The organism is Streptomyces sp. Pv4-95, assembly GCF_045782725.1.
GTDB lineage: Bacteria > Actinomycetota > Actinomycetes > Streptomycetales > Streptomycetaceae > Streptomyces.
The window spans coordinates 1,844,050-1,865,792 of the sequence record NZ_CP127172.1 but is presented as its reverse complement, the minus strand read 5'-3'; the positions used below and the strand labels follow the sequence as shown (position 1 = coordinate 1,865,792).

Annotated in this window: 16 protein-coding genes and 2 pseudogenes; 13 read left to right on the top strand and 5 right to left on the bottom strand. The window is 69.6% G+C overall.

All coding sequences use genetic code 11. The features are described 5' to 3' along the window. Positions 1-184: 184 nt before the first annotated feature. The 3 genes from QOM21_RS08415 to QOM21_RS08405 all read right to left on the bottom strand — a co-directional run bounded on the left by QOM21_RS08415 (position 185) and on the right by QOM21_RS08405 (position 3,999). Positions 185-2,863, bottom strand: a complete 2,679-nt coding sequence (locus QOM21_RS08415) for a beta-N-acetylglucosaminidase domain-containing protein (protein WP_407549124.1) — start codon at positions 2,861-2,863, stop codon at positions 185-187. Positions 2,864-3,111: 248 nt separating this feature from the next. Beyond that, positions 3,112-3,291, bottom strand: coding sequence for a DUF6126 family protein (locus QOM21_RS08410; RefSeq protein WP_407549123.1), 180 nt, complete (start codon positions 3,289-3,291; stop codon positions 3,112-3,114). A gap of 81 nt (positions 3,292-3,372) precedes the next feature. Further along, positions 3,373-3,999, bottom strand: coding sequence for a helix-turn-helix domain-containing protein (locus tag QOM21_RS08405; protein ID WP_407549122.1), 627 nt, complete (start codon positions 3,997-3,999; stop codon positions 3,373-3,375). 273 nt (positions 4,000-4,272) lie between these two features. Here QOM21_RS08405 and QOM21_RS08400 point away from each other — a divergent pair, with 273 nt between their 5' ends. The 11 genes from QOM21_RS08400 to QOM21_RS08350 all read left to right on the top strand — a co-directional run bounded on the left by QOM21_RS08400 (position 4,273) and on the right by QOM21_RS08350 (position 14,688). Next, positions 4,273-4,722: a ribonuclease domain-containing protein gene (locus tag QOM21_RS08400; protein ID WP_407549121.1), complete on the top strand. Its 450-nt coding sequence runs from the start codon at positions 4,273-4,275 to the stop codon at positions 4,720-4,722. Positions 4,723-5,247: 525 nt separating this feature from the next. After that, positions 5,248-5,916, top strand: coding sequence for a bifunctional 4-hydroxy-2-oxoglutarate aldolase/2-dehydro-3-deoxy-phosphogluconate aldolase (locus QOM21_RS08395; RefSeq protein WP_407549120.1), 669 nt, complete (start codon positions 5,248-5,250; stop codon positions 5,914-5,916). 306 nt (positions 5,917-6,222) lie between these two features. Beyond that, positions 6,223-7,089 (top strand): transporter substrate-binding domain-containing protein, encoded by an 867-nt coding sequence (locus tag QOM21_RS08390; protein WP_407549119.1) that lies wholly within the window; start codon positions 6,223-6,225, stop codon positions 7,087-7,089. Between the two features lie 63 nt (positions 7,090-7,152). Continuing rightward, on the top strand, positions 7,153-7,602 hold the full coding sequence (locus tag QOM21_RS08385; protein WP_407549118.1) for a PaaI family thioesterase: 450 nt from the start codon (positions 7,153-7,155) through the stop codon (positions 7,600-7,602). A gap of 190 nt (positions 7,603-7,792) precedes the next feature. Beyond that, positions 7,793-8,512, top strand: a complete 720-nt coding sequence (locus QOM21_RS08380; RefSeq protein ID WP_407555610.1) for a GntR family transcriptional regulator — start codon at positions 7,793-7,795, stop codon at positions 8,510-8,512. Positions 8,513-9,061: 549 nt separating this feature from the next. After that, on the top strand, positions 9,062-10,045 hold the full coding sequence (locus tag QOM21_RS08375; RefSeq protein ID WP_407549117.1) for a sugar ABC transporter substrate-binding protein: 984 nt from the start codon (positions 9,062-9,064) through the stop codon (positions 10,043-10,045). Continuing rightward, positions 10,042-11,103 (top strand): ABC transporter permease, encoded by a 1,062-nt coding sequence (locus QOM21_RS08370; protein WP_407549116.1) that lies wholly within the window; start codon positions 10,042-10,044, stop codon positions 11,101-11,103. Before QOM21_RS08375 ends, QOM21_RS08370 begins: the two co-directional genes overlap by 4 nt. Then, positions 11,100-11,942 (top strand): ATP-binding cassette domain-containing protein, encoded by an 843-nt coding sequence (locus tag QOM21_RS08365; protein WP_407549115.1) that lies wholly within the window; start codon positions 11,100-11,102, stop codon positions 11,940-11,942. The genes QOM21_RS08370 and QOM21_RS08365 overlap by 4 nt, the downstream gene beginning before the upstream one ends. A gap of 206 nt (positions 11,943-12,148) precedes the next feature. Then, complete coding sequence (locus QOM21_RS08360; protein WP_407549114.1) at positions 12,149-13,270, top strand: ROK family glucokinase; 1,122 nt, start codon at positions 12,149-12,151, stop codon at positions 13,268-13,270. Next, the gene (locus tag QOM21_RS08355) at positions 13,267-13,839 is read left to right on the top strand and encodes a hypothetical protein (RefSeq protein WP_407549113.1); all 573 of its coding nucleotides are present in this window, start codon (positions 13,267-13,269) and stop codon (positions 13,837-13,839) included. Before QOM21_RS08360 ends, QOM21_RS08355 begins: the two co-directional genes overlap by 4 nt. 561 nt (positions 13,840-14,400) lie before the next feature. Further along, positions 14,401-14,688, top strand: coding sequence for a hypothetical protein (locus tag QOM21_RS08350; protein ID WP_407549112.1), 288 nt, complete (start codon positions 14,401-14,403; stop codon positions 14,686-14,688). A 555-nt stretch (positions 14,689-15,243) separates the two neighbouring features. Here QOM21_RS08350 and QOM21_RS08345 read toward each other — a convergent pair. Further along, the gene (locus QOM21_RS08345) at positions 15,244-16,275 is read right to left on the bottom strand and encodes an MBL fold metallo-hydrolase (RefSeq protein ID WP_407549111.1); all 1,032 of its coding nucleotides are present in this window, start codon (positions 16,273-16,275) and stop codon (positions 15,244-15,246) included. 604 nt (positions 16,276-16,879) lie between these two features. Between QOM21_RS08345 and QOM21_RS08340 the strand changes: the two are divergent. Continuing rightward, a pseudogene (locus QOM21_RS08340) lies at positions 16,880-16,969 on the top strand (3-oxoadipate enol-lactone hydrolase); the annotation flags it as partial. A gap of 1,239 nt (positions 16,970-18,208) precedes the next feature. Beyond that, complete coding sequence (locus QOM21_RS08335; protein ID WP_407549110.1) at positions 18,209-19,300, top strand: IS110 family transposase; 1,092 nt, start codon at positions 18,209-18,211, stop codon at positions 19,298-19,300. 307 nt (positions 19,301-19,607) lie between these two features. Here QOM21_RS08335 and QOM21_RS08330 read toward each other — a convergent pair. After that, positions 19,608-19,964 (bottom strand): annotated as a pseudogene (locus QOM21_RS08330) (carbonic anhydrase); the annotation flags it as partial. Positions 19,965-21,743: the final 1,779 nt, after the last annotated feature.

Genomic DNA, 21,743 nt, shown 5'->3' with positions numbered 1-21,743 from the left:
TCCTGCGGTGGGTGCGAGGGTGGCCAGGGCTCACAGTAAGGCGGAGGACAGCAGCTCAGGGCGCGTGACGCGGGGCCGGGCGATCCGGGCGCGCCGTGCCGCCGGACCGGACCGGCACCGCCCCGGACGGCTTCGAGGGGCGGTGCCGGCAGAGGTCCTGCCGGGCACCGCCCCCGATGCCGGGTCAGCGCAGAATCACCTCGTTCACCTGCGGTGCCGCCGACCCGCCGGGCCACACGAGCCGCACCGCGCCGATCTCGTCGTCGCCCGCCGGGAGCGCCGTGTACGCACCGGACAGCGTGCCGAGTGTCCGCACGCCGGCGGCCGTTCGGACCTCGACCCGTGCGTCCCCGGCCGCTCCCTCCGGCCGCAGCACCACCACCGAGCGGGCGGTTTTGGGCTCGGCGGGCCGGAACTCCAACGCCTCTCCCGGCCGGGCTGACCGCGCCGCGCGGTAGACGCTCTCCGCCACACCGTCCGCCGCCGACCGCAGCGCGCTGTTCTCGGCCGCGGGCGGGTTGCCGGTCACGGTGCCGCGCTTCTCCCCGGCGACGGTGAACTCCCGCACCACCAGCCAGTTGTCCTGCGCCTCGGTGGCACGGGCGCGCACATACCGTGCGGTGGCGCCGGCCGGCGGCTCGGCCGTCACCTCCGCTTTCCCGTCGAAGGCGGCCAGCTTCGTCCAGTTCTTCCGGTCCGAGGAGTATTCGAGGACGCCGTGCCGGAGATAGTCGTCGGGGCTGCCGCTCTTGCCCATCGCCAGGCCGACGGTGCCGAGCGGGCGCTCGGCATGGAGGTCCAGCCCGACGGAGGAGCCCGAGCGGGGTGCCGCCGCGCTCCAGAAGTAGGTGCGCTCGTCGCCGTCGGTCATGCGGGAGGCGGCGTTGTCCTGATGGACGGCCAGATCCGTCGAGGCCGTGGGCCTGCCGGTGAGGCCCAGGGACGTGTCGTGCGCGGCGACCGCATCCTCGACGAAGGTGTCCAGCACCCCGTCCGCGACCAGCACCGGGATCTTCTTGCCGTTCAGATCGACATAGACGAACGACGTGGCGGTCTTCACCAGCGCCGGGATGCGCTGCCGCAGTTGCCAGGCCGTGTCGTCGTCGCCGGCCCGTGTCGCCTCGATCAGCCGGAGCGCCGTACGCGCCGCGGTGCCCCAGGCCCGTGTCGCATCCAGCCACGGCTCGCTGTCCGCCACGAAGCCGCGGTCGGGCAGCCGGTCGCGCAGCACGCCCGGCGCGTCCTGCAGGGTGCGCAGCGCCCCGTCCAGCCGTCGCGCGTCTCCGTCCTCGTCGAACTCGGCGATGGCGTGGGCGAGTTCGGGGGACTGCCGAGGGTTGAGGGACGAGGAGTAGTGGGCGTCCGCGAAGGCGCGCAAGGCGCGTGCGGTGCGGGCGTCGCCACCGGCGAGCTCCTCGATCGCCTCGCCCCAGGAGGCCCGCGCGTCGTAGGCGCGGTCGTTCCACGCGTAGTCCGCGACGGTGTGCAGCGCGATCTTGGACGCGGCGGGCTGGATCATCGGGTTCGCGGTGATGCCGGCCAGCTGGGCGGGCAGCCCCTTCTCCCGGCCGCTGAACGGGCCGAGCAGCAGCCGGTTGGTCACGTAGTCGTTGACCGGATAGTTGTCCCAGGTGAGTATCGGATGCCCGAAGACCTCCCGGGCCTGCCGCGCCTGGTCGACGGTCATCGTCGGCGCGATCACGCCCACGCCCGTCCACTCCACCAGCACGTCCTTGTCGAGCTTCGTGGCCAGTGCCTTCTTGTACGGCGACGGCTTCACGTCGTAGTACTCGGTGGGCACCATCTGCAGCGGCTCTGCGCCCGGGTGCCGGGCGATGAAGTCCTTGTTGACGCGGTTGAGCAGGTGCGCCTGCGCGGTGCCCGCCGCCCCGCCCCCGGTACCGAAGGCGTCCTTGTCCTCGGCGCAGTTCCAGTCCGTGTAGCTGATGTCGTCCAGGGGCACCGCGAAGGTCCGTACGCCGATGTCCCAGAGCGTGCTGAACTTCTCGGTCAGCGCCGCGAGGTCGGCGTCGGAGCTGTAGCAGACGGACAGGCCGGGCGAGAGCGCGTAGGTGAACTCGACATGCCGGGACCGTGCCCGGTCCACCAGCTCCTTGATCTCGGCCAGCCGGTCCGCGGGGTAGGGGTCGCGCCACTTCTCCCGCAGATAGGCGTCGTCCTTGGGCGAGTAGACGTAGATGTTCATCTTGTGCTCGCCGTAGAAGTCCAGCTGGTCCAGCCGGGCCTGGTGCGACCAAGGAGTGCCGTAGAAGCCCTCGATGACGCCGCGCAGGGGAGTGGCAGGCCAGTCGCGCACCGCGGTTCCCTGGACGCGCGCGCCGGGCCGGTCACGATGCGGCAGGAGCTGGCGCAACGACTGCGCGGCGTAGTACGTGCCGGTGGCGTCCTTGCCGGACAGGGCGATGCGGCCTTCGCCGAGCGCCAACGCGTAACCCTGCGCCGGGAGTTCACCGGTCTCTCCCGCCCCCAGTTCCGTCAGGGCCCGTGCCGCGCCCGGCCCGTCGACGAACACGGTCAGCTGCCGGCCGGCCGGGGCACGCTCGGCACGCACGACCTTCTCGGCGCCCGCGTCCTTCAGGGAGTCCTCGACGAGGTCGAGGGCCGGTCTGTCGGTCTTGGGGCCGGTGACGACGGTGACCGTGGGGGTGATGGTGACCCGGTCGTGCCGGTCGTGCACGGACTGCGGGGTGGGGGAGAGGGAGTCGGCGGCGCCCGGGCTGTCCCGGGCGGAGCCGGGGGCCGGCGCGGAAGTCCTGTCCGGTGGCCCCGACATGCCCGTCAGGGGAATCAGGGCGAGGGCCACGGCGAGCGCGGTGGCGGCCGCGGTACGCGTACGGTGCATCCTTCGGTCCTCCTCGGTCCAGCGGGTGCGGTGCCTACTGTGCGGTGCGGACGACTGCGCGGTGCGGACGACCGCCGAGCGCGGAAGCAGGCTTCACCCGGATGCCGGGGCGGAGCAATGGACTTTCCCGCCGGGTCGATGGACGTTGGCGAAACGGCCGTGCCGGGGGGCGCGGAGCCTTCCCGCGGGGCGAAGCTCGCCGGGCCGGCGGTCTCCGGGCGACCCTCGCGGGGCCGATGCGCCGCCGCTCAACGCGACTTGGCGATGACCACCAGCAGGCTCATGAACCCCAGCAGCACGTGCGTGGCGATGACGTAGATGAACACCCGGACGTAGAGCCCGCGGGGTGGCTTGTTCTCCACATAGACGCGGGCGGGCTCGCCCTCGGGCCCCGGCACGCCGGATGCGGGAGTGGTCTGATCGGGCACGGCGAAAGGGTCCTTCCCCTTGGAGGCGGTGGTGGTACGGGCCCGGCGGCGGCCGGTGTCGTTTGTCCGGGTGAACCGGCGTCACACGCCGCGGCGCGGCGCGGAGTCGCCCAGGCACAGTTCGGCGGCGCCGCTCTGCAGCAGGGTGTGCACGAACAGCAGCTCCGTCCCGCCCGGTGACGCGCCGGCGATGCGGTGCGGGGTCAACGAGTCGAAATGCGCCGCGTCGCCGGGGTCCAGCACATGGACCGCCTCGCCGAGCGCCAGCCGCAGCCGCCCTTTGAGGACGTACAGCCACTCCTCGCCCGGATGCACCCGCACCAGGTCGCCCTGTGCCCGCTGCGGCACGTGCAGGCGCAGGGCCTGCATCGCCCGGCCGGCGCCGCCCACCGTCCAGTACGTCCAGCCGCCGGCCTCCGACGGCTCGGTCCGGTCTGCCCGCACGATGGGGTCCCGCTCGGGCGCGGTCTCGCCGAGCAGGTCGGATACCGTGGTGCCGTACGTACGGGCGAGTGTCAGCAGCATCGGCAGCGACGGCTGCCGCCGGTTGGTCTCCAGCCGCGACAGGTGGGCCGGCGAAAGCCCGACCCGCCGGGCCGCCGTCTCCAGGGTCAGCCCCCTGCGTCGTCGCAGGTCACGCAAGCGCGGCGCGACGGTGGCCAGATCGTCGGACGGGTCCGCGACGGGCTCGTCGGAGGTTTCGCTCATACACCGGGTATAGCGAGCGCCGGCCCCGGAGGCAAAAGATTTGCCTCTGAGGCAAGGCGGGTCCGGTGCGAGCCGGCCGAGTGCCGGAAGGCCGATACGCCCGCGCGTGTCCGGCGGGGCCGACCGGCGGTCGGTGATCGGATTCGGCCAATGTCTCCGCTCCTCCGCATGTCCGCCAAGAGGCTGCCGACCGCTCTCCTCCGTGGTGAACTCACGGAAAACTTCCGCCTCTTGGGTTGACAGGGTCATGTCTACGCGCGTCATTCTGGAGCCATGAGAATCCCCCCACGGATCACCAGGATCGGCGCCGCGGGCGCCCTCGCATCGGCCCTTCTCATGGGCGGCGGCGCCGCGGTCGCCGCCCCGCCCACCACCGCACCGCACGCGGCCACCGCGCACCAGGCGTCGGCGTACGCCGCGCCGGTGCACGTGAACGCCGTCGGCGACATCTGCTACTCCAAGCTGCCCTCCCAGGCCCACGACACGCTGGACCTGATCGAGAAGGGCGGGCCCTACCCCTATCCGCAGGACGGGACGGTCTTCGACAACCGCGAGGGCATCCTCCCGCAGCAGAGTTCCGGCTACTACCACGAGTTCACCGTCGTCACCCCCGGCTCACCCGACCGTGGTGCCCGGCGCATCGTGGCCGGTGAGAAGACGGACGAGGACTACTACACCGCTGACCACTACGAGTCGTTCGACCTCGTCGACCGCAGCTGCTGACGCGGCGGACGACACGCGACACACGGCGGCCGGGGTGCACGAGCACCCCGGCCGCCGCCGTGCTGCCCGGCGGCGGCGCGGCGCGGTGAGCCCTTCGCGCCATAGCGACCGGCTGCCCTGCGGCATGTGACTCTCTTCAGGCACTGTGGGACCTGTAGTCCCGGCCCCGTGGGCAGGCTGTTCCGGCCTGGCCCCACCTTGTCCCCCTGGCCCCGCCCGGTCTCCCCGCCGGCCCCGCGCCCCTCGCGCCCCCCGTGCTTCCCATGCTCCCCGCGGTGCACACGGATCCCGTTCGGCCGTACTTGGCGGAAGGCGTGCGCCGGGCGCACCCCCGGGGGAGCATTGTCGGAGGTTCCCGGTAGCGTTTCGGTAGAAACGAGGAGTGGGCGGGGCATCGGCGGCATAGGGATCATGTGGTGGTCCGTGGTCCGCCGCCCCATCCCCCTCCAGGAAGCGCTGCGTCTGCCGTGAGTGCACGGCAAGGCGGCATGGAGCGTTGGAGACAAGGAAGGACGGCGAACTGCCGTGTATCGCTGGGAGATCACCCGGGCCGCACTGGCGCAGCGTGTTTTCGCAGTCGTCCGCAGCAAGACCTACGACGAGGCCAGCGCCACGGCCGACACCCTGCTGTCGGCGGGCATCACCAGCCTGGAGATATCCCTGACCACGCCCTTCGCGCTGGAGGCGGTCACCACCCTCACCCGCGAGCTGGGTGACGACGCCGTCATCGGCGCGGGCACGGTCCTTGACGCGGTGTCGGCCCGGATGGCGGTGGACGCCGGGGCCCGCTTCCTCGTCTCGCCGAGCCTGGACGCCGACGTCATCCGTACCGGCCACCGCTACGGCATCCCGGTCTTCCCCGGGGTCTCGACGCCGACCGAGATGGTCCGCGCGCTGGAACTCGGCGCGGACGCGCTCAAGCTGTTCCCGGCCTCCGCCCACGGCCCCTCCTGGGTCAAGGACGTACGCGCCGCGCTCCCGCAGGCCCCATTGCTGCCGACGGGCGGGGTGACGGTCGAGAGCGCGCCGGAGTGGATCGAGGCCGGCGCGGTCGCGGTCGGCATGGGCGCCGCCCTCTCCGAGGGGGACCGGGAAACCGTCGCCAAGCGCGCCGCCGACCTCCTCGACCGCCTGGCCGACGCCGTCCCGGACCGGCCGACGACCCGGGGAACCGCCGAGCTCTACGAGGACTGACGCCCCGTCCGCCCCGCCCGCCTCGGCGGGCGGGGCATCCGGCCCGAGTCCGGCCATCAGGTCCCGGCCCCCGCGTTCGCCTCCCGGCCTCAAGTCCCGGGCGGTGACCCACTGTCCGGTCCGTGCCGTCTCGCCGGGCGGTCATGGTCTTCACCTGGGCCGTGGGCTCTGCCACGCTGAGCTCTCGATCATGTGATCCCGCCGCGTCGGCCCGCCCGTCGGCCAACGGCGCGCGACCGCATGCCCGAGCCGACCGTGGATCGCGCCCCCGCCGCGTCCAGCCGTCCGCCGCGTACAGGAGTCACCATGAAGCGCGCCGCCACGCTGTCCGCCCTCGCCTGTCTGCTCGCCGTCACCGCCGCCGCCCCGGCTGCCTCGGGCACCCCCGCGCCGACGCCCGGTACCGCGCCCGCGGCCGGCTCCACGGGAGCCCCGGACGGCGCCGCGGTGGGCCACCGCCCACCGGCCTCGCTCCTGGACAGCGTCCCGCGGCGCGGTGTGCTGCGCGTCTGCACCACCGGCGACTACCGACCCTTCACCCACCGCGACCCGAAGACCGGTGACTACAGCGGCATCGACATCAAGATGGCGGAAGATCTCGCCAAGAGCCTGGACGCCAAACCCCGTTATGTCGCCACGACCTGGGCCGACCTCGTCGGCGACCTGGCGGCGGGCCGCTGCGACATCGGCATGGGCGGGGTGTCGATCACGCTTCCGCGCGCGCGGTCCGTCTCCTTCGGCGAGCCCACCCGCACGGACGGCAAGACGCCCATCGTGCGCTGCGAGGACAAGGACACGTACCGGACGCTGGAGCAGATCGACCGGCCGGGGACGGACGTCATCGTCAACCCCGGAGGCACCAACGAGCAGTTCGCCCGTGCACACCTCAAGCAGGCGAACCTCACGGTCCACCCGGACAACACCACCATCTTCGAGGAGATCGTCGCGGGGCGGGCGGATCTGATGATGACGGATGCCAGCGAGACCCGCTACCAGGCCAAGATCCACCCCGAGCTCTGCTCGGTCCACCCGGACGAGCCCTTCACGTTCTCGGAGAAGGCCTACGCACTGCCCCGCGGCGACGACGAGTTCCGGGAGTACGTGGACCAGTGGGTGCACCTCGCGACACACGACGGGACATATCGGAAGTACGAGGACGCGTGGATGAAGTGAGGCCGGAGGCCCCGGGCGGACGTGGCTCTCAAACTGGGTGACTGTGAAGGAGAGGCGGCGGGCATGGCGGGTGCGGAGCAGGGGAGTGCGGCGTTCGATCTGGGGGCTGCCCAAGAGGCCCTGGATTCCCAGCCGTTCAGCAGGCTGGTGCGGGCGCGCATCGCCGCGTTCGGTTCCGGCGGGGCGACGCTGGAGATCGACATCCGGGAGGAGCTGCTGCAACAGCACGGCTTCGTGCACGGCGGCGTGCTGGCCTACGCCGCGGACAACACCCTCACCTTCGCCGCCGCCACGGCTCTGGGGCCCGCGGTCCTCACCGGCGGATTCTCGATCCAGTATCTGCGCCCGGCGCGCGGGCGCACCCTGATCGCCCGCGCCGAGGTCGTCCAGGCGGGCCGCCGGCAGGCCGTCTGCCGCTGCGATCTGTCGGTGATCGACGAGGACGGCGCGGAGCGCGTGTGCGCGGTGGCCCAGGGGACCGTGATGCCGCTCAACGGACCTGCCGACCGCTGACGGCCCTCTCCTCGCCCGGGTGAACGCGGCGCACCGGCCGGCGGCTGTTCGGCCGGCGGCCCGCACACCCGCCCTTGTCCGGACAATGTGACCTCTGGACTTCCCGTCATCAGCGCCTCCGGTTACGCTCGCGAGCGTGGGGAAACGCGAAGCACGTACCGCGGGCGCCGAGAGCCCCGTCCAGTTCAGCGTGGACCGGAGCAGCCCGGTCCCGTTGTATTTCCAGCTGTCCCAGCAGCTGGAGGCCGCCATCGAGAACGGCAAGCTCGCCCCCGGCAGCCTGCTCGGCAACGAGATCGAACTCGCCGGCCGCCTCGGGCTCTCCCGGCCCACCGTGCGTCAGGCGATCCAGTCGCTGGTCGACAAGGGGCTGCTGGTCCGCCGCCGCGGCATCGGCACCCAGGTCGTGCACAGCCAGGTCAAGCGCCCGCTGGAGCTGAGCAGCCTCTACGACGACCTGGAGGCGGCCGGCCAGAAGCCCGCCACCCGCGTCCTGCTCAACACCACCACCACCGCCGATGCCGAGGTCGCCGCCGCGCTGGGCATCGCGGAGGGTGCCGAGGTCGCGCTCGTCGAACGACTGCGCCTGACGCACGGCGAGCCCGTCGCGCACCTGCGCAACCACCTCCCCGCCGGGTTGCTCCGGCTGGAGACCGCCGAGCTGGAGGAGACCGGCCTGTACCGCCTGATGCGCTCGGCCGGCATCACCCTGCACAGCGCCCGGCAGGCCGTCGGCGCGCGGGCCGCGACCGCCGACGAGGGCGAGCGGCTCGACGAGCCCGAGGGCGCCCCGCTCCTCACGATGCAGCGCACCACCTTCGACGACACCGGGCGCGCCGTCGAATTCGGCTCGCACGTCTACCGCGCCTCCCGCTACGCCTTCGAATTCCAGCTGCTCGTCCGCCCCTAGGGTGTGCCCCCAGGGCTGTTCGCGCCGGGATGTCCCGCTCTGCGCAGGCTCGGCGTAAGAATGTTCTGACAAACCATTGACGTGGCTCCTCGCGCGCCGTTAGAACTCCTCCAGCCGCATTCCGGCGGCCGGGAGCAAAGGCGGTGCCACGATGACCGGCGTGCGTACGGCTCGGCCCCTCCCTGCCCGCGGTGCCGGCGCCATGGACCAAGCGACGCTCCTCAGGGCCCTTGTGCAAGCGCCCACCGGGCAGGCCGGGCCGCCGCGTTTCCGCGGCATGTCCCGCCCGGCCACCGCCGCCACGTACCTATCGAAGCCGACGAACCCCACCGGGTGCGATGACACGGTGCGGCCGTGTCGTCGCACCCTGTGCCGCCCTACGGAAGACGGGACCCGATGAACCGGTACAGATCACCGGTAACGGATACTTGCGCGGTTGGGGCCGGAGCTCCGGCGCCGAGGTGCGCAACCGCACACGCAGCCAACACAGCAGTTCATCAGCGGGAAGGGCAAGTCCTCGTGGCAAGGGTTCGGAGACGGGTACGCGTCGTGAGCGCCGTTCTGGCAGCGGTGCTCGGCGCGTCCCTGGCGGGATGCAGCAGCACCGGCGGCAAGCGCGCCGAGGACGAGCGGGCCGCCATGGCCGCAGGCGGCAAGGCCGCGGTGAACACCCCGCGGTGGACCTTCGCGATGGTCACCCACTCCGGCGACGGCGACACCTTCTGGGACATCGTGCAGAGCGGTGCCGAGCAGGCCGCCGCCAAGGACAACATCAAGTTCGTCTACGGCCACGACAAGGAAGCCCAGCGGCAGAGCCAGCTCGTGCAGTCCTACATCGACCAGAAGGTCGACGGGCTGATCGTCTCCCTCGCCAAGCCCAACGCCATGAAGGACGTCGTCGCCAAGGCCCGCAAGGCCGGCATACCGGTGATCACGGTGAACTCCGGCGCCGAGGAGTCCAAGGCCTTCGGCGCGCTCAGCCACATCGGGCAGGACGAGAAGGTGGCCGGCGAGGCCGTTGGCGAGGAACTGAACAAGCGCGGCCGGAAGAAGGCCCTGTGCGTCCTGCACGAGCAGGGGAACGTCGGCCACGAGCAGCGCTGCGACGGCACCGCCAAGACCTTCAAGGGCGATCTGCAGAAGCTCTACGTCGAGGGCACGAACATGCCCGACGTGCAGTCGGCCATCGAGTCCAAGCTCCAGGCCGACAACGGCATCGACGCCGTCGTCACGCTCGGCGCGCCGTTCGCGCCCACCGCCGTCAAGGCCGCGGAGCAGGCCGGCAGCAAGGCCGAGATCGACACCTTCGACCTCAACGCGCAGGTCGCGGGCGGCCTCAAGGACGGCTCGCTCGGCTTCGCCGTCGACCAGCAGCCCTACCTCCAGGGCTACGAGGCCGTCGACCTGCTGTGGCTGTACAAGTACAACGCCGACGCCCTCGGCGGCGGCAAGCCGGTGCTGACCGGCCCCCAGGTGATCACCAAGAAGGACGCCTCCGCGCTCCAGGAGTACACGAAGCGGGGGACCCGATGAGCAGCGCCGAAGCCCCTCCCCGGGAGCCGGCGGTGAGCAAGGGCGACGACCGGCTGGTGCGCCGCTCGCCGGCGCGCCGTCTGCTGGGCCGCCCCGAACTGGGCTCGGTCGTCGGCGCCGTCGCGGTCTTCGTCTTCTTCTCCGTGGCCGCCGAACCGTTCCTGCGGGCGTCCAGCCTTTCCACCGTGCTCTACGCGTCCTCGACGATCGGCATCATGGCCGTGCCGGTGGCGCTGCTGATGATCGGCGGCGAGTTCGACCTGTCGGCCGGTGTCATGGTCGTCAGCTCGGCGTTGGTCTCGTCCATGTTCAGCTACCAGATGACCGCCAACACCTGGGTCGGCGTCGGGGTGTCCTTGCTGGTCACCCTCGCCATCGGGGTCTTCAACGGTTTCCTGCTGACCAGGACGAAACTCCCGAGCTTCCTGATCACCCTCGGCACCTTCTTCATGCTGACGGGCCTCAATCTCGGCTTCACCAAGCTCATCAGCGGCACCGTCTCGACGAAGACCATCGCCGACATGGAGGGCTTCGCGTCGGCCCGGGCGCTCTTCGCCTCGCACCTGACCATCGGCGAGGTCGACGTCCAGATCACCATCGTGTGGTGGGTCGTGCTGGTCGCCGTCGCCACCTGGATCCTGCTGCGCACCCGCGTCGGCAACTGGATCTTCGCGGTGGGCGGCAACGCCGACGCCGCGCGGGCGGTCGGCGTCCCGGTCACCAAGACCAAGATCGGCCTCTACATGGGCGTCGCCTTCGCCGCCTGGGTCTCCGGCCAGCACCTGCTGTTCTCGTACGACGCGATCCAGTCCGGCGACGGCGTCGGCAACGAATTCCTCTACATCATCGCGGCGGCGGTCGGCGGCTGCCTGATGACCGGCGGCTTCGGCTCGGCGATCGGCGCCGCGGTCGGGGCCTTCATCTTCGGCATGACCAGCAAGGGCATCGTCTACGCCCAGTGGAACCCGGACTGGTACAAGTTCTTCCTCGGCGCGATGCTGCTGCTCGCCACGCTCCTGAACGCATGGGTCCGCAAGCGGGCGGAGGAGAAAGCATGACTGCCCTGACCAAGACCGCCCCCGAGGCGAAGCCCGCCCTGGTCGAGCTGGCCGGCATCAGCAAGTTCTACGGCAACATCAAGGCGCTGGAGGGCGTGTCCCTCGAAGTGCACGCGGGGGAGATCTCCTGTGTGCTCGGCGACAACGGCGCCGGCAAGTCGACCCTCATCAAGATCATCGCGGGGCTGCACCAGCACGACGCGGGATCCTTCACCATCGAGGGGGAGGAGGCCCGGCTCTCCTCGCCCCGCGAGGCCCTGGACCGCGGCATCGCGACCGTCTACCAGGACCTGGCCGTCGTCCCGCTGATGCCGGTGTGGCGCAACTTCTTCCTCGGCTCGGAGCCGACGACGGGAGTGGGCCCCTTCAAGCGGCTCGACGTCCGCACCATGCGCGAGACCACCCGCAGCGAACTGCTGCGGATGGGCATCGACCTGCGCGACGTCGACCAGCCCATCGGCACCCTCTCCGGCGGCGAGCGGCAGTGCGTCGCCATCGCCCGCGCCGTCTACTTCGGCGCCAAGGTCCTCGTCCTCGACGAGCCCACGGCGGCGCTCGGCGTCAAGCAGTCCGGCGTCGTCCTGAAGTACGTCGCGGCGGCCCGGGACGCCGGCCTCGGCGTGGTGTTGATCACCCACAACCCGCACCACGCCTACCTCGTCGGCGACCGCTTCGTCCTCCTCAAGCGCGGCACGATGGCCGGCAGCCACGCCAAGTCGGAGATCGCCCTGGAGGAGCTCACCCGTCAAATGGCGGGCGGCAGTGAACTGGAACAGCTCAGCCACGAGCTGGCCCGCACGGCGACCCCGAATTTTCCGGGCGGCCACCGGCCGGACTGACGTCCCGCGCCCCGTGGCGGGCCACCCGCCGCGGGGCGTCCCACCTCACCTCGCGGTGCGCCGGATGGTTCGCGTGATGCACAATCGCACCGAAACATGCACACCGAGGCCCCGGCCTCCCGAGACCCCGCAGGGACGAGACGACTCTTGCGAGCACGCAGCCGCCGCGACCGTAACGGCAGCCGTAACGGCGATGAGGTGGGTCGATGAGCATCTACCGGGAACGCGTCCACCGGGGATCGGCCAGAGCCACCGTGCTGCGCACGGTCGGCACCCGTGAGCGGCGCTCGCATCTGACGGCGCCGCGCGTGCCCACCGTCGGCATCGACATCGGCGGCACGAAGGTCATGGCGGGCGTGGTCGACGCCGACGGCGTCATCCTGGAGAAGGTCCGCACCGAGACGCCGGACAAGTCCAAGAGCCCCAAGGTCGTCGAGGACACCATCACCGAGCTGGTGCTGGACCTCTCCGACCGGCACGACGTGCACGCGGTGGGCATCGGCGCGGCCGGCTGGGTCGACGCCGACCGCAGCAAGGTGCTGTTCGCACCGCATCTGAACTGGCGAAACGAACCGCTGCGCGACCGGCTGGCCGGCCGCCTCGCGGTGCCGGTGATGGTCGACAACGACGCCAACACCGCCGCCTGGGCGGAGTGGCGCTTCGGCGCCGGCCGCGGTGAGGACCACCTCGTCATGATCACGCTCGGCACCGGCATCGGCGGCGCGATCCTGGAGGACGGCGCGGTCAAGCGCGGCAAGTACGGTGTGGCCGGTGAATTCGGCCATATGCAGGTCGTCCCGGCCGGGCACCGCTGCCCGTGCGGCAACCGCGGCTGCTGGGAGCAGTACAGCTCCGGCAACGCGCTGGTCCGCGAGGCCCGCGAGCTGGCCGCCGCGGACTCCCCGGTCGCGTACAACATCATCGAGCGGGTCGGCGGACGCATCGGCGACATCTCCGGGCCGCTGATCACCGAGCTGGCCCGGGAGGGCGACGCGATGTGCGTCGAACTCCTCCAGGAGATCGGCCAGTGGCTCGGCGTCGGCATCGCCAACCTCGCGGCCGCTCTCGACCCCTCCTGCTTCGTCATCGGCGGTGGCGTCAGCGCCGCCGACGACCTGCTGATCGGCCCGGCCAGGGACGCCTTCCGGCGCCAGCTCACCGGCCGCGGCTACCGCCCGGAGGCCCGGCTGGCCAAGGCCCAGCTCGGTCCCGAGGCCGGTATGGTCGGCGCCGCCGACCTGGCCCGGCTGGTCGCCCGCCGCTTCCGGCGCGCCAACCGCCGCCGCGTCGAGCGCTCCGAGCGCTATGAACGGTCCGGCCGCCGATGACCGACCCGGACCTTCCGCCCCTGCACGACGACCACCAGTCCACCGCGCAGCCCCGTACCAAGCCCCGCCGTCCCGTGCTGTTCGCGCTGATCGTCTTCCTGCTGATCGCCATCCCGGCCGGCTACATCGTCATCTCCGCCGAGCAGAGCCGCGACAGCGGCGAGGGCAAGGAGCAGGAGGCCGCCGCCACCGGCCTGACCAACGCCTTCCCGGCCCGCGTCCAGCAGCGGATCTACGACGTGCCGGTGCCGAAGGGCTCCACCCCGGTCTACTACTACGAGAGCAACTCGTGGAAGAGCAGCTCGCTGTTCGTGCAGTTCAGGACCAACGACGGGGGGCTCGACCGCTATCTGAGGAAGATCGGCACCGACTCCACCGCGCTCAAGAAGGGCGAGGTCACCATCTCGGCGGGGAAGGCGGCCCAGGTGGGCTGGGACTTCACCACCGACGAGGAGTGGGCCGGCGCGGTCAACTCGAAGAAGGCGCCGCACCCCTCCCAGCGGATCATGGTCAGCTTCGCGGAGCCCGGGCATCCGGTGGTCTACACCGTCTCGACCGTAAAATTCTGACTCTTCCGGCATCTTGTCGGGAGCGTGGCCGGGTGAGCAAGAAGACCTGCGCCCTCGTACCCGTACTGGGTGCGTCTCTCGGGACCACCTGGCGCAGGTGGTAGATCGTGCCCAGGGCGGTCCGGGTGGTCCAGGACTTGGGCGCGGCCTGATGCCGGGCGACGTAGTGCCGCTACGGATGCGCCCGCCGTCGTACCTGCCGCTTCTCATGACGTCATCGGCTTGCTCGACGAACTCGGCGTGCTCAGCGCAGCTGTAGGGCAGCCGCCGCCGGCGGGGGCTGAAGTCTGCGTGGTCGCTGAAGCGGGCCGCGGTGGCTGTCAGCTTGCGCCACTCCAAGCCGAGGTTCGGCGGCGCGGCTGCGTACGGCCGTGCCGGAACTGAGCGCGGTCCCCTCCTCGGTGGCGTCGGCGACCTCGCCGAGCCGGGCCGGACCGGGCCCTTGAGGCCGCGAAAGGAAAGCGGAGGAGTTTCGCCCAACCGAATCGTTGGATCCGCATGCCTCGCCCGATCAGCGGCGCTCGGGGGGAAATCGGCTGCAGGGGCGTGCAGGATGCGGGCATGGACACTGCACAGGTGAATCCCCCGACGAAATCCGTTTCGCGAGTATTCGCGGTCAGCGCTGCCCTGGGCATCGCTCTTGCGGCAGGGGCGGTGACGACCGCCTCCGCCGTGGCTGCGACGCCCGCCCGTCACGTCGCCACAATCGCCGCAACTGCCCATTCGAGCCCAACCGGCGGTCAGTCCGTCCGAGGCGAGCACGACGGCCGGGGCCACGGCGAGGGGCGGGGCCACGACCACGATGATGACGACGACTGCAGCGGCCTCATCGTGCTCATCTGCCACTGACCGATATCCCGCACGGGCTCGGGCGGTTGGAGGAGGGCGATGCGCCTGCGCAACCCACGGCAGGGGCCGTTTCGTCCGCATGCGGGTGGGACGAGTGCGTCAACTCCCGATGTGCGACGGGTCGTCATGCGGTTCCCCGCTCGCATAGCTGCAGGCCAGTGCTTCTCCGTCTGGGTCGAAGGCCGCGGAGTTCATGTCACCGAGCCTCTCGGCAGAGGAGGTGAAAGCGGCGGCAGGCGCGGTGCCGGCCATCACCGTGACTTTCCACCAGCTGCTCGGTGGCTGCGCTCGCGCCGTCCCAAGGGAGATGCTCCACCGCATATACAGCCGCTTCGAGTTCCTGCTGTGGAATCCCTGGCACCTCCCGGGACGACCTTCGCGCCCGCCTGCGCCAGCCGACCGGCGTTCCGGTCCTGACCGAGAAGGTATCCCGCCCGAACCGGAATCCGTCCGCACGTCCGTGCCCGGGGTCATCGCGGGCGTTGCGCGGGAACCGCGGACATGAACGGCCTTGAGGAGTCTCCACTTGCGCGGCGGAATGGGCCTGGTTCGGGGTCAGGAGAGCCGGACATCGGGTCCGTCCAGGTCGGGTAGGTTCTCGGTTGAGAGGGGGCCCTTCACCGTCACCTTGTCGCCGATTTCGATCGTCATCCTGTCCACCGCCATGTGCAACGGACCGCGGTATCCCGCTTTCCTGGTCCGCTCCAGGATGACCTTGTCGCCCTTCTCTCCGTGCAGGCCCTTCTTCACGATGTGAGAGAAGACCGCTGCCCGGGGGCGCGCCTTGGAGAACACCCGGGCCGCCTGTTCAGGTGTGGTCAGCTTTGCCTCAACGGCCTTGAACTTCCCTGACTTGGCGATGTCCTCCGAGAGCGCCACCACATTGTGGATCAGCACATCGACATGTTCACCGTGCGAGACGACATTCTCTTCGTAGGTGGTGTCGCCCGACAGAAGTACGGATTTCCCTGCGTGGTCGAAGCGGTAGCCGAAGGCGGGATTTCCGTCGTGGTGTTCCACGGTGAAAGCAGTCACCTTGATGCCGTCGCTGTCGTAGACGACGCCCGGTTCGATCTCGTGGACGCGGATGTCCAGGTCTTCCTTCTTGAAGAGGTCGTTCGCACGATGGTCCACATCGTGCTCATACATCGCCCGCATCCCTCTGACCATTCCGGCGGTCCCCCGCGGGCCCCAGACCTCGATCCGCTCCTTCCGCCCGTACATGAACCACGGGTTGAGCCAGAGAGACGGAAGGTCTTCGTAATGGTCGTTGTGCAGATGGGTCAGAAAGACCTTGGTGACGTCCTTGGGGTGGACCCGGGACTCGTACATGTTCTGTGTGGCCCCACGGCCCGCGTCGAAGAGGAATCGTCGGTCGTCGGCCTCGATGAGGGTCGACATTCCCTGTCGGGTGGTCGTCATCTCCGGCCCTCCGGTCCCGAGAAGATAGACCTTCACCTGGTGCGGGCCATCGGTTTCGGAAACAGTCGCGCGGGCGGGCGAGGCTTTCTCGGACGTGCAGCCCATGAGGCCGAAGGAAAGGGCAACAGATCCCGCGAGCAAGGGGCGGCGGGCGATTTCGCTCATGGTGGTTCCTTCCGACGTGCAGAACAGCCGCAACGGCGGGATCAGTAGAGCAATGCTCGGCGCAGCGGCACACGGACAGTCCCTACAGCTCGACCGGGTAAGGGATCGGAGGATCGTCCAATGCCAGAACGCATCGAGGGCCCGGCCTGTCAGCAGGTGCGCAGCAGCATCCCCGCACCCCCCGCATCCCCGCATCCCCGCCAAACGGAGGCCGTGGCAGAGCGAGAGGAGCGCTCGGGCCGGCCTGAGCCGTCAGCGGTCCCCTTCCGGCTCGGCGGTCCGGCATTCGCGGTTCCGGCCCCAGCGCGTGAGAAATCGTGAGGTCTGAGCCTGTGGAGGGGTGAGTTCAGATTCGGCACACCCTGCGACGCCGCTTTTCCGGGCCGGAGGACGCCCGGTCCCGCTCACGCGCAAGGCGCCGCATCCGTACCCGCGGATCATGGTGTGCTATGATGAGCCGGGTTCACCCGGTTGTCTCCTCTATCCCCATGGTGAGGCTCTGACCTGCGCAAACCCCGCTTCGGGCGCGTCCGGCGGCCACACTCCGACGGCTCTTCCTGACCCGGGTGTCAGGATCGCGTCAGAGAGTCGGTAGCGTGGGCGGGTGAGCGAGAAGACCCTGCAGCACCGGATTGACGGCCCCGACGACGCACCCGTACTCGTACTGGGTGCCTCGCTTGGTACCACATGGCACAGGTCGTAACCTGTGCCCTGGGGCGTCCAGCCGAAGCAGGGAGTGGCGCCCAAGGCCATGTCGGAGCCCCTGAGTCCGGGGGCGTCCACACAGTCTGTGAGACGCGTGTGAGAGCACGTGAGACGAGAAGCCCCGCCGGAGTGCTCCGGCGGGGCTTCTACGCGTGGCGGGCTAGGGCGGCGGCAGTGTCAGCTCGGGCACTGGTACTCCGGCTCCCCGCTTTCGAGGACGCGGAGGAGGGATGCGGTGACGACACGTGTGCGACGGCCGATACGCAGCACACGGCATGGGAACTCCAAGCGACGAGCCAGGTCGTACCCCTTTGCCCGCGAGAACCCCAACGCTCTGGAAGCGTCCTCCACGCTTCCCGTTCCGTCCCAGGTGGCGCGGATGCTCGTAGGGCTATACCGGGCGCCCTGAACCTCGTTGGGCTGTTCGTGCATTTTGGGACTCTCCGCTGCAGGAATAGTGCTGCTTACGCATGGTCGGTACGGTTTGAAGCTGCCCCGAGTTGGGCTCTTATCGGATGCTGCGGTTGACGTTGGCCAACCCAATGCAAGGTGGACCTCATTCCTGGGATCCCTGGGAAGAAGCGATGCTGTGCTGTCTTCGCGGCCCGGTCGATTTGGGAATGCAGATTTGAGACTCATGGGATCGGGAGTGCACGAGACTGTTCCATAGGGGTAGGCGGGCTACGAAGGGCTGCGTGACGTGAGGCAAGTTGCATTGATAGACCTCTCGGCGATGCTTTTCGTTGTGCGGTCAAGTGGCGGTGGACTATCAATGATCCGCAGGATCGCCGGTTTGGCTAACCGGCAATCCCGCGCTATGTTGCCTCGCTTCGAACCAGCAGGCGCCTATCTGCCCCTTGTGTGAAGAACCCCTCAACCCCAACTCGACGGCCGCGCGATGAATCGACCCGCCTTCGCCTTCGTGGAGATGCGCCGCCGTACCAGATCACCACGCCTTGAAAGAGCATTGCGCTCCGAGTGATCGCAAGCCGCGAGACCTGGGTATACCGGTTGAGGTATCCGCGCGCTGGGTTCTGGCTCGTGAGAAATCGGACCCGGGTGTCCGGACGGCCCTCGGTCGATCACCAGTGCGGGATGTGCTGCTGCCGGGCTGTTGAGGCGTGTCCCATGGATGAACGTGCTGTGAAAGGGCACTGTCTCACTGCTGACCGCCTCAACGGCCCGGTGGCGTGGGCCTGCAGGCTCCCGGAACAGGAGGTGCGCCGCAATGAATGTCCCAAATCCTGGACACGGGCCTCCTGCTGCGGCCGAGGTCATCCTTGGAGTGGATACTCACCGAGATGTTCATGTGGCCGTTGCACTCTCCTCGTTAGGCGTGGTTATGGGCACCGCGTCCTTTCCCGCCACGGCGGTGGGCTATCGCGAACTCTGGGGGTGGGTCAGCCGGCTGGGTACGGTGCACAGGGCCGGGGTGGACGGGTCCGGAAGCTACGGAGCTGCCCTCTCCCGCTATTTGCTGGCTCGCCGGGTCGAGGTGTTCGAGGTCAGCTGGGCTGATCGCTCGGTTCGTCGACGGCGGGGTAAGTCGGACGTGGTGGACGCGCAGGAGGCGGCCTGGGCGGTGCTGAGTGGCCGCGCTTGCTCCCAGGCCAAGGCTGGGGATGGGCCGGTGCAGTGCGCCCGTCTGTTCAAACTGGCCAAGGACTCCGCTGTCAAGGCCCGCACACAGGCAATCAATCAGCTCAAGGCGGTCATGGTCACCGCCGATCCGGACCTGCGCGAGCAGCTGGCCGGCCTGAAGAATCCGGCCTTGGTCAGGACTTGCGCGCAGTTCGACGATCGTGAGGATGACGTCGGCGTGAAAGATGCCGTCGGGCAGGCCACCCACATCGCCCTGTGCGTGTTGGCCCAGCGGATCGATCAGCTGACCAGGCAGATTCGTGACCTGGAGCGACACCTGACTGGGCTGGTGCAGCGGCACTTTCCGCAGCTGCTTGTCCCGGTGGGGATCGGCCCGGATAGTGCCGCCACCTTGCTGATCACGATGGGGGACAACCCAGAACGCCTGTCCAGTGAGGCGTCGTTCGCGGCGCTTTGCGGGGTCAGTCCTGTCGAGCACTCCTCCGGTCGACAGCGTCACCACCGGCTCAACCGAGGGGGCGATCGAAGAGCCAATGCCGCCCTGTATCGGATCGTGCAGACCCGGCTCCGGTTCGATGCACGTACCCGCAACTACTACGAGCGGCGCACTGTGGAGGGCAAGTCCCGGCGCGAGATCATCCGCTGCCTCAAACGCTATGCTGCCCGAGAAGTGTTCAACTTGGTCCGGTCTGGCATCGAGCCCCGCGAAGGGGCTTAGGGCCGAACGTCCTCACCGGGACGAGCGCTTGACGCTCGCGGGACCGCCATGCCGGCGGCCGCATACACCCTCGCCATCTTCCCCCTCGCATGCCGACCAGGCAGCACAAAGGCGCTGCGCTTCGCGCGTGCGGCGAGACTATCCTCGGCCTGGCAAAGCGCCTCCCTGCGACCTCATCATCGCGTTCTTGCCGACGGAGGAGGGACTGGGACTCGCGATCGTCAATCGACTCCGCTGTGCCGCGGGACCTCGCCCCACGCCCGCCCCTGGCCGCCAGGAACGCTGGACACCGGGCGGGCAGCGGGTTTCACCGCGCGAGTCCAGCCCTGCTCAGGCCATGGGAGGCGACCAGCTGCGCACTGCCATCGGCCAGCCGGGAGGAAAGACCCGCGACCGCGAGGCGGCCGACGGCGATCCGCTCGGCCAGGACACAGGAGCGATCCAGCAGCAGGTCTATGGTGTGCCGGGTGTGCTCGTGGAGGATCTCTTCGGCTCCTCGCGGCCGGCAGCGCGACCATCAGCACGCTTGGGATCCCCCGCTCGTCGACGCCACGGCCCAACCAGAGGGTGCCCTGCCCCCGTAGGCGGCGGCGCAGGCAGCCGCGATGGCCCCGCACGGGGCGTGGCCCAGGGCCCCGATCAGCGGGCAGTCCAGCACGCTCACCCGACCCGCGACATAGGGAGCACCAGAACACCCCCGCATCGGCGGGGAGAACTCCTTGAAGTCCTCACCCCCGTGGCCCTGACCTGCAATTACTTCCTGAACTGCGCCCTGACCTGCATGAACGGATCTTTCAGAGGCTTTCGGCGTGCGTCAGCTCTATGCAGCTGATTCTCCCCACGAGCTCCCCAGTGGCGGTCAAACTCCCCAGATTCTCCCCAGGCGGGGGGCATGGGCGGCAGACGTGGTCCTGAGTTGGGTGAGGGGCGCCTCTCGCAGCCTGGTCTTTGTTACTCACCGCATCAGCCAGCGGGGACGAGGTCAGCGGTTACCAGCATGCTGCTGCTGGCTATGCAGTCAACGGAGGCCGGGCTTCGCCGAGTGCGGCACAAGCAGATCCTTCGTCTGCTGGTAGTACAGAGCTCCCATTGTTACTGACCTGCTGAATTGGCAACTGCCGTCGGCAGAGCGTTGGTCCGTGCGTGGTCCGGATCTTGGCGTCACTTCCTGAACGTTGGGGCAGGGTTGTCGGCGCTGCCCCGGAAGGCGCCTTCATCGGATCGTCGGTGACTGGCCAGTAGCAGCGCGGCCTGCGGCGAGCTGAACTGCACGGGCATGGCAACCCGCTAGGCGTCGGAAACGGCCCCTCTTCGGCTTCCACTGGCACCGGGTTTGGGACGTCGTTGCGGATGTAGGAGGTTGGGCGGCATCTATGCAGATCAGAGGCGGTGCAGAGGGGGTCGCTGCATGTGCATGTGTCGCCACTTCTGGCAGGGTGCATGCTAAGCGGCTGTCGTCCTTGGGAGGATCATTAACTGGGGAGATGCGCCGACCTGAGGAGCGCTCGCGTAACTGTTCGTTGGTATTTGGATCAGTGTCAAGGCGGGTTGCTGAGCTGGCTTCTGTGAAGGAGATCCAGCCTGCGACCTGGGCGCCAGTAAGTCTGACCTGGCATGGCCACCAGCGTTGAGGGCGGTTCCGAAGGTGAGCCGCGCGGCGTCGAAGGAGTGACCGCGTGACCTGGGTCTTCTAGATCGACAGCCCCTTCGACATGTGCCGCGCCGAGGTGGATCCCACCCAGCGCCACGAGGCCGGGTGCCTATACATCGGCGCCCACCGACGCGCGATTGACTTGGAGCGCCCATCCGTCACCAGACCTGAAATGCGCGCTTTCCAGGAAGGTCCCGCTGGAGATCTCGGCGTCGCTCAGCCGAACGATCCCCGCTATCCGGCAGTTTGTGAGCCGGAGTGCGCCGTCGACGCGATGGGAGGTGGCCGACAGTGCGGGAAACCCGCTGAGGTTGAACTGGCGCGTCTACGTTCCGTCCATCCCCAAGCAGTGCTGGATATGGCAGGAGGCCAGATGGGCCGGGTGACATCTCTGCGTACTGGAGGTTGAGGACCCGGTGATCCTCGCTCGGGCGATGCGCAGAGCGGGCGCCTTGCCGGGTTCGGACGATCCCAAAAGGAGGGCCTTGCCGCTGCCGGCGGAGGGCGTGTCGGGACCGACCCCACATTCGTGGGGACCACCCGACCACTACGCCGGGCCCACGCTGATGGAGGACCAACCCCGCATGCGCGGGGACCACGACAGCCAGCAGTTCGCGAGCGATCCCCAGACGGGACCAACCCCGCGTGCGCGGGGACCACCGTTGGAGCGCACCCCCCATCGGCGGCCCGTCGGGACCAACCCCGCATGCGCGGGGACCACTGCCCGAGCCGCTTGTCGGCCCGACCGGTCTGGGGACCAACCCCGCATGCGCGGGGACCACTCCTTCAAGC

What these genes read in the sequence shown, in the direction of transcription:
- QOM21_RS08355 (WP_407549113.1), top strand. Translation starts at nt 13,267, where the DNA reads ATGACCGACCCGGACCTTCCGCCCCTGCACGACGACCACCAGTCCACC.
- QOM21_RS08415 (WP_407549124.1), bottom strand. Translation starts at nt 2,863, where the DNA reads ATGCACCGTACGCGTACCGCGGCCGCCACCGCGCTCGCCGTGGCCCTC.
- QOM21_RS08350 (WP_407549112.1), top strand. Translation starts at nt 14,401, where the DNA reads ATGGACACTGCACAGGTGAATCCCCCGACGAAATCCGTTTCGCGAGTA.
- QOM21_RS08400 (WP_407549121.1), top strand. Translation starts at nt 4,273, where the DNA reads ATGAGAATCCCCCCACGGATCACCAGGATCGGCGCCGCGGGCGCCCTC.
- QOM21_RS08385 (WP_407549118.1), top strand. Translation starts at nt 7,153, where the DNA reads ATGGCGGGTGCGGAGCAGGGGAGTGCGGCGTTCGATCTGGGGGCTGCC.
- QOM21_RS08345 (WP_407549111.1), bottom strand. Translation starts at nt 16,275, where the DNA reads ATGAGCGAAATCGCCCGCCGCCCCTTGCTCGCGGGATCTGTTGCCCTT.
- QOM21_RS08405 (WP_407549122.1), bottom strand. Translation starts at nt 3,999, where the DNA reads ATGAGCGAAACCTCCGACGAGCCCGTCGCGGACCCGTCCGACGATCTG.
- QOM21_RS08360 (WP_407549114.1), top strand. Translation starts at nt 12,149, where the DNA reads ATGAGCATCTACCGGGAACGCGTCCACCGGGGATCGGCCAGAGCCACC.
- QOM21_RS08335 (WP_407549110.1), top strand. Translation starts at nt 18,209, where the DNA reads ATGAATGTCCCAAATCCTGGACACGGGCCTCCTGCTGCGGCCGAGGTC.
- QOM21_RS08390 (WP_407549119.1), top strand. Translation starts at nt 6,223, where the DNA reads ATGAAGCGCGCCGCCACGCTGTCCGCCCTCGCCTGTCTGCTCGCCGTC.
- QOM21_RS08370 (WP_407549116.1), top strand. Translation starts at nt 10,042, where the DNA reads ATGAGCAGCGCCGAAGCCCCTCCCCGGGAGCCGGCGGTGAGCAAGGGC.
- QOM21_RS08365 (WP_407549115.1), top strand. Translation starts at nt 11,100, where the DNA reads ATGACTGCCCTGACCAAGACCGCCCCCGAGGCGAAGCCCGCCCTGGTC.